We start from the raw sequence: 6,329 nt of genomic DNA, 5'->3' as shown, positions 1-6,329 counted from the left end.
ACATTCGGCACTGACATTCATCGACACACTGTTGAGTTCTCAAAGAACACGCACACACCGTTGCGTCAGCTTTCGCTTCGACTTCGGGGCTTACACGCTCATGTCCCTCACGATGTAAACTCTTACCTCGCAAGGGGCTGCCAGTTCGATCTGCGTCCAACCTCGTGTCCCGCACCTTTCGGTCCGGGTCGGTGTCCGTGTCGCTCTGACTCGACAAAAGTTACGCCAAGAAGAACTCCTTCGCAAATCGCCTGGTCAGGCGCTTGTACGAGTTAACAACAGAGGCTGCGCGGTGCCGGCGCGGCGCATACGGTTGCGTCATGCTGCTTTCACCGCGCTATGGAACGGGGTCCCTGTCCGATGTAGTGCCGTCCGTGGTCGCGCATCTGACGGGCAGTTCGTCTGCCGACAGACTCGGTCTCGATCTCCACGGTGTCCGACGAGCGTGTGTCCTGATGGTCGATGGACTCGGCAGCGAACAACTTGCCGATCATTCGGACGACGCGCCCTTCCTCACTGCACACACCACCCGATCGATCACCGCAGGATTTCCGAGCACGACGGCGACGAGCCTCAGCTCACTTGGCACGGGGCTCACTCCCGGAGAGCACGGTGTCGTCGGATATCTCGTCGCGCTTCCGGGCCACAAACGCCTCATGAACAGTCTTCAGTGGAAACTCCACGGGACGTCCGCGTCCGAGGAGCTACCGGCCGATGTGGTTCCGGAGCACTTCCAACCGCTACCGACCGCGTTCGAACGTGCGCGTGACGACGGTGTTCGCGTCGTTCACGTCGGTCCGTCGATGCAGGCGAGCTCAGGACTGACTCGTGCTTCTCTTCGCGGCGCGCAGTTCCGCAACTCGGTTTCCCTTGCCGATCTCGCGGCCGGAACACTCGACGCACTCGATGCTCCCGGCCCGACGCTGGTCTACGCCTATCACGGTGACCTCGACCTGGTGGGCCACGTCCGAGGACCGAAGTCGCACGCATGGCGCCTGCATCTTCGCCATGTCGACCTACTCGCCGAGTCGATCGCCGACGGTCTTCCACCCGACGGCGCGCTGATCGTCGTCGCCGACCACGGAATGGTTGGCATCGACCGGAGGTTCGACTACGACTCGACCCCGGAGCTGAGGGACGGCGTCAGGCTCCTGGGCGGAGAACCCCGGATGCGCTACCTCTACACACGGACCGGAAGTAGTAGTGACGTGCAGGTGACCTGGCAGGAGTCACTCGGGGAGCACTTCCTCGTCGTCACCCGCGAGGACGCACTGTCGCGAGGGTGGTTCGGCCCGGCGGTGTCCACTGCGTCCGCCGAACGAATCGGAGACCTGCTGGCCCTCGCGCAGGACGAATCGGCCGTGGTGAGAACGCAGGCGGAAGCGAACGCGTCGGCACTCGAGGGGCACCACGGGTCGCTGACGCCTGCCGAGCTACTCGTTCCAGCGACGGTCGTCCGAGCGGACAGCCGCCGCTGACCGGTTCTTGTCGGTACCCCGCGATAACTTCTGTTCGATCGAATGTTCGAAGTTTGGTGGAACGGGGAGAAACATGCCGAAGCACAACTGTCCAGACCTTGACGCTGCAACGCAGTCCGACTGGACGAGGTTCACGACCGAACTGGCTGATCATCTGGCGTCGCTGGAACCAGGTGCGGAGCTGTCGATATCTCCCGACTTCGAGCCCGAGGGCTCACCGCGGCGAGCAATGCTTCTTCGCCTGACAGCGGAGGGGACGCTCGTGTGTGCATCGTCGGGGCTCGGTTCTCCCCCGCCTCCCTGGCAACCGGCCGAGGCCGACGGAATTTTCGTCGTCGAGGACGGCGCCGCGTGGGTCGACCGGTTGTGTTCGACGGTCGTCGAGCAGATCCGATGCGCGTGGAACATCCCGCATCCCTCGTTCCTCTTCCGGCCTGGGGCGAAGGCGCCGACCGCACCGACACCCGACGAGTCGGCTTGTCCCCCGGATGTGGCGGGTCCGTTGCTGGAGACCTTCGGGGATCGGGTGTTGGTCACGCCCGACGGAGTCGTCAGCATCGCCATCGGGCCGGTCATCGCATACGTCACTGCTGCGGGCGTAGACGAGATCCGCATTCATGCGCTCGTCGTCGAGCGTATTGCCGGGCGAACACGGGCTGCGGAGGTCGTCGCGGATCTCAATCGCCGGCATCCGCGGCTGAAGTTCTTGTTGGTCGAGGACCGTGTCCATGTCGCGTGCACGATCGACGCCGATCCGTTCGTCCCACAGCACGTGGTGAATGCCGCAGGCCGCCTGGCGAAGTTCGCGGCGACGGTCGACGAGGAGTTCGCCGATCACGTCGGGGGTGTTGTTCCCACCCACGACGCGACCGAACAGGTCGACGGGTCCGCGGACCCCAGCGACGAGGAGCTTCCGCCGCAACTGATGACGTTGCTGGAGATGGATGCGGAGTCCGGTGGGAAGGTCGACGCCGACGACATCGTGTCGGTCTGCGGACCTGACCGCGCGAAGATCGGACGTTTCGAGGCGTTCTGCACCGAACAGGCAGAGTCTTGGCGCGAGTACGCGCAGGAAGCCATGCTCCGTGGAGAATCCGCGGCGGCCGAGGAGTGTGCGCTGGAGGCGGTTCCGTGGGACCGAGTTGTCCGAGCACTGCGCAGCGCGCTGGTGGCGATCAAGAATCTCGACAACGTCTGAGCTCGCCGGTTGGCGTGCATCCGTCGCCCGGCCGTGCTCCCCACGGCGAATGCCGCCATGACACGAGAGGAGCCCGGCCGGTTGTCGGACCCGGCGTCAGACGATCGCGACGGCGTCGATCTCGACGAGCATCTCTTCGCGAGGTAAACCGGTGAATACCGTTGTCCGACTGGGCAGGATATCTCCGGTGGTGTACTTCTGGACGAACTCGCCGTATGCGTCGTTCATGATGGCGAAGTCCTCGCGCTTGGTGAGGTAGACGCGAAGCATGACGACGTCGTCGAACGTTGCGCCGCTCGCTTCGACGATCGCGCGCACGTTCTCGAGCGTTCTCGTGGTCTGGGCGGCGACGTCGCCCGGGTACAGGTACTCGCTGGTCTTCGGATCGACCGGTCCCTGGCCGGAGACCTGCACGAACGGGCCCTTGCGCACCCCTTGGGAGAACGTGTGAGCGGGTGCCGGTGCCCCATCGGTTCGAACTGCGATCTTCTCGCTCATTACTTTCCTTTCTTACGAGGTCTTCTCGGTCGGCTTCCAGCCGAGATCGGCCGAAATGGCTTCGGCGACAGCCAGAATTTCGGGTAGTTTCCCGAGGACTTGTCCGTGGTCGAGGAGCATGTCCGGTACCGACATCGACACTGCCGCAACGGTTCGTCCGGTGCCGTCGAGGATCGGTACACCCACGCAGTTGACGAACGTCTCGTGTTCCTCGTGGTCCTCGGCGTAGCCCTGCTCGGCTACGAGGTCCAGTTCAGCGAGGTACCGCTCGGCGGAATCTATGGTCCGGTCGGTGAACCGCGCGTATTCGATGCGTTGCGCGATCTGCCGCTGCTCGGCACGTGGGAGTGCGGAGACCAGCACCTTTCCCACGGCCGTGCAGTGCAACGGGGCGGGTCTTCCGATACGCGAGTACATCCGGACGCTCTGCGTCGCATCGAATTTGTCGATGTACACCGCCTCGCCACCCTCGAGGGTTGCCAGGTGGATCGTCTGTCCGGTTGCGGCGTTGAGCGCAGCGAGGTGCGGCCTCGCTACCGTGCGCACATCCCTCTGTTCGAGTGCGCGGTTGGCGAGTTCGAAGAATCGTGACCCGAGCACGTATCGGTGGTCGGCGTCGTGCTGGACGAAGCGGTCCCACTCCATCGTGCGCAGCAGTCGCAGCACGGTTGTCTTGTGCACGTCCAGTTCTCGGGCTAGTTGGTCGAGCGACCTCGTCTCCTCCCCCAGGAGGCCGAGGATGGTCAATGCTCGGGACAGGCTTTGGCTCATTGCGCCACCAGATCAGCGAATCGTGCCGAGTTCCACTCCGCGTCGGGGAGGGCCAGCGCCGCGGCGAGCCGAGAGGGATCAGCGACTTCGGCCGCGTCACCGTGTGCGGTCAAGGCTCCTGCCGCGCAGAGGTGACCGAGCCGGACCCTGTCCACAGCCGAGTGCCCGGTCAGCAAACCGGCAAGAAATCCGCCTGCGAACGCGTCGCCCGCGCCGATTTTTTCCACGACGTCGAGTGTGAGGGCAGGAACGTCGACGCGCGACGATCCGTCGAACGCGGTCACGACGTGCGCGTCGTTCTTGACCACCAGGTGACGCGGTTCCGGGAACTCCGCGCGCAACGCTGCGGGATCGTCGATCCCGAAGACCTCGTGCGCCTCGTCGGCACCCATCAGCACCACGTCGCTGCCGCGGACATGGTCAGCCAGCACGGAGGACGCGTCGGAGATTCTCGAGCCCCACAGCGCGGGCCGAAAGTTCAGGTCGAAGCTGACGGTCGCCGCGGACGCCAGCAGTGCTTTCGACATCGACTCGGCCGAGGCCGACAACGCGACGGTGATTCCGGAGAGGTGGACGATGGCGGCCCCCTCGATCACGGTGGGAACCAGGTCTTCGGCAGACAGAGCGCTGGCAGCCGATCCTGTCCGGAAGTACGTCATGCGACTCTCGCCGCGCGGCAGATCGTGTCCGACGCCGGTGCCGGCTCCGCGTTCCTTGACGTAGATCCCCGTCGGACGTGCAGGGTCGACCGACACGGCAGATACATCGACACCTGATTCGCCGAGTTGACGTAGCAGGTATCGGCCGAATCCATCGTCTCCGACCCGTGACAACCAGGACGTGGACACACCCAGCTGGACGAGGACGCGTGCCACGTTGGCTTCGGCTCCGCCTGCCGAACGTCGAAACGAATCCGAGTCTTCGAGGGCGCCGGGCTCGGCAACGAGAACCACGAGTCCTTCTCCGACGCATACCGCGCGAGGCGATGAAAGCAAGAGATCTCCTTCGAATGCTTGCGGGCCGGCCCCTGTTGGATGCACACTACTAATCACAAACATTTTGCGCAACAGCCGTTGCATATTATGCAACGCGCACCCGCTTGGAGGTCTCCACCTTGATCGACACGCACGCCGTCAACGCCCTACGAGCGCGAAAGATCGGACCCGAACACAAATCGGTTCCACCCCACGCCTGGGGACGTTCGATCGAGGAGTTCGTCCGAGAAGCACCATCGGCGACGTCCTTCCAGACGCCGCTGTTGACGCTCGACGACAAACGAATCAACCACAACATCGAGGTCATGGCCGCCTGGGCTGCCGAGGCGGGTGTGAAACTCGCGCCGCACGGCAAGACGACGATGGCTCCGACTCTCTGGAAACGCCAGCTCGATTCCGGTTCGTGGGCAATCACATTGGCGACCATCTGGCAGGTGCAGTTGGCGAGGACGTTCGGCGTCCAACGCATCATGCTGGCCAACGCCCTCGTCGACCCTGTCGGTCTCGCCTGGCTGGCACGGGAACTCGTCGAACATCCCGAGTTCGAATTCTACTGCTGGGCAGACGGACTCGGCACCGTCGAGGCAATGAACGCAGCCCTGTCCGACGCAGGCGCAACCAGGCCGGTGCACGTCGTCGTCGAGCTGGGCGGCGAGCACGGCAGAACCGGTGCGCGCACGATCGACGAAGCTCGTGCGGTCGCCGACGCCGTCGCCGCGTCGCCTCGTCTGGCACTCGCGGGTGTCGGAGGATACGAGGGCGCACTCAGCCACGATCGGTCCGAGGCCGGCCTGAAGGCCGTCGCCGACTACCTCGATGCCGTCGCAACTCTCCATCGAGAACTCGACGCAGCAGGTCTCTACGCCGAGCACGCCGTGGTCACCGCGGGCGGAAGCGCGTATCAGGACATCGTGGCCGCGCACCTGGCGCCACTGGCCGACGAGGACGGCGCACGCGGCGTCGCGACCACGGTGGTGCTCCGGTCGGGGGCATACATCATCCACGACGACGGGTTCTACTCACAGATCTCACCGATGATCCCGAGCCGTTCGGACCATCCACTCGAAGCTGCGATGCACGGCTGGGCGCGCGTCGTGTCGCGCCCGGAGCCGGGCCTCGCGCTGCTCGATGCCGGCAAGCGGGACCTCCCCTACGACGAGGGTTTGCCCACTCCGCAGTCGGTCGACGGCGAGATCACCGCCCTCAACGATCAGCACGCCTTCCTTCGGTTCGCCCCGGACGCCAGCGCAGCTCCGATCGGAAGCGTTGTTCGCCTGGGTCTTTCGCATCCGTGCACAGCCTTCGACAAATGGCGGCTGATCCCTCTCGTCGACGATGCAGGCAGCGACGATCCGCGCGTCGTCGACCTAGTCCACACCTTCTTCTAGG

The 6,329-nt window shown here is 64.6% G+C and carries 6 protein-coding genes; 3 read left to right on the top strand and 3 right to left on the bottom strand.

Translation table 11 applies throughout. The annotated features are described in order from the left end of the window. Nucleotides 1-320 precede the first annotated feature (320 nt). Both BH95_RS12105 and BH95_RS12100 read left to right on the top strand, forming a co-directional pair. Nucleotides 321-1,478: an alkaline phosphatase family protein gene (locus tag BH95_RS12105; protein WP_230594164.1), complete on the top strand. Its 1,158-nt coding sequence runs from the start codon at nucleotides 321-323 to the stop codon at nucleotides 1,476-1,478. A 73-nt stretch (nucleotides 1,479-1,551) separates the two neighbouring features. Then, nucleotides 1,552-2,676, top strand: a complete 1,125-nt coding sequence (locus tag BH95_RS12100) for a T3SS (YopN, CesT) and YbjN peptide-binding chaperone 1 (RefSeq protein ID WP_037182343.1) — start codon at nucleotides 1,552-1,554, stop codon at nucleotides 2,674-2,676. 96 nt (nucleotides 2,677-2,772) lie between these two features. Here the strand turns inward: BH95_RS12100 and BH95_RS12095 are convergent, their stop codons facing one another. The 3 genes from BH95_RS12095 to BH95_RS12085 are packed head-to-tail and all read right to left on the bottom strand — an operon-like array spanning nucleotide 2,773 to nucleotide 4,940. Further along, nucleotides 2,773-3,174, bottom strand: coding sequence for a RidA family protein (locus BH95_RS12095; RefSeq protein WP_037182341.1), 402 nt, complete (start codon nucleotides 3,172-3,174; stop codon nucleotides 2,773-2,775). Between the two features lie 12 nt (nucleotides 3,175-3,186). Further along, a complete protein-coding gene (locus BH95_RS12090) occupies nucleotides 3,187-3,945 on the bottom strand; it encodes an IclR family transcriptional regulator (protein WP_037182339.1) in 759 nt (252 codons plus the stop codon). Further along, complete coding sequence (locus BH95_RS12085; protein WP_080738009.1) at nucleotides 3,942-4,940, bottom strand: sugar kinase; 999 nt, start codon at nucleotides 4,938-4,940, stop codon at nucleotides 3,942-3,944. The genes BH95_RS12090 and BH95_RS12085 overlap by 4 nt, the downstream gene beginning before the upstream one ends. Nucleotides 4,941-5,044: 104 nt before the next feature. Here BH95_RS12085 and BH95_RS12080 point away from each other — a divergent pair, with 104 nt between their 5' ends. Continuing rightward, a complete protein-coding gene (locus BH95_RS12080; protein WP_037138933.1) occupies nucleotides 5,045-6,328 on the top strand; it encodes an alanine racemase in 1,284 nt (427 codons plus the stop codon). The last annotated feature ends 1 nt before the right edge of the window (nucleotide 6,329 follow it).

Origin of the sequence: Rhodococcoides fascians A44A, from assembly GCF_000760735.1 — a bacterium.
GTDB lineage: Bacteria > Actinomycetota > Actinomycetes > Mycobacteriales > Mycobacteriaceae > Rhodococcoides > Rhodococcoides fascians_E.
Note: the sequence above shows the minus strand (reverse complement) of the source record. Positions and strands in the feature narration are given on the sequence as shown.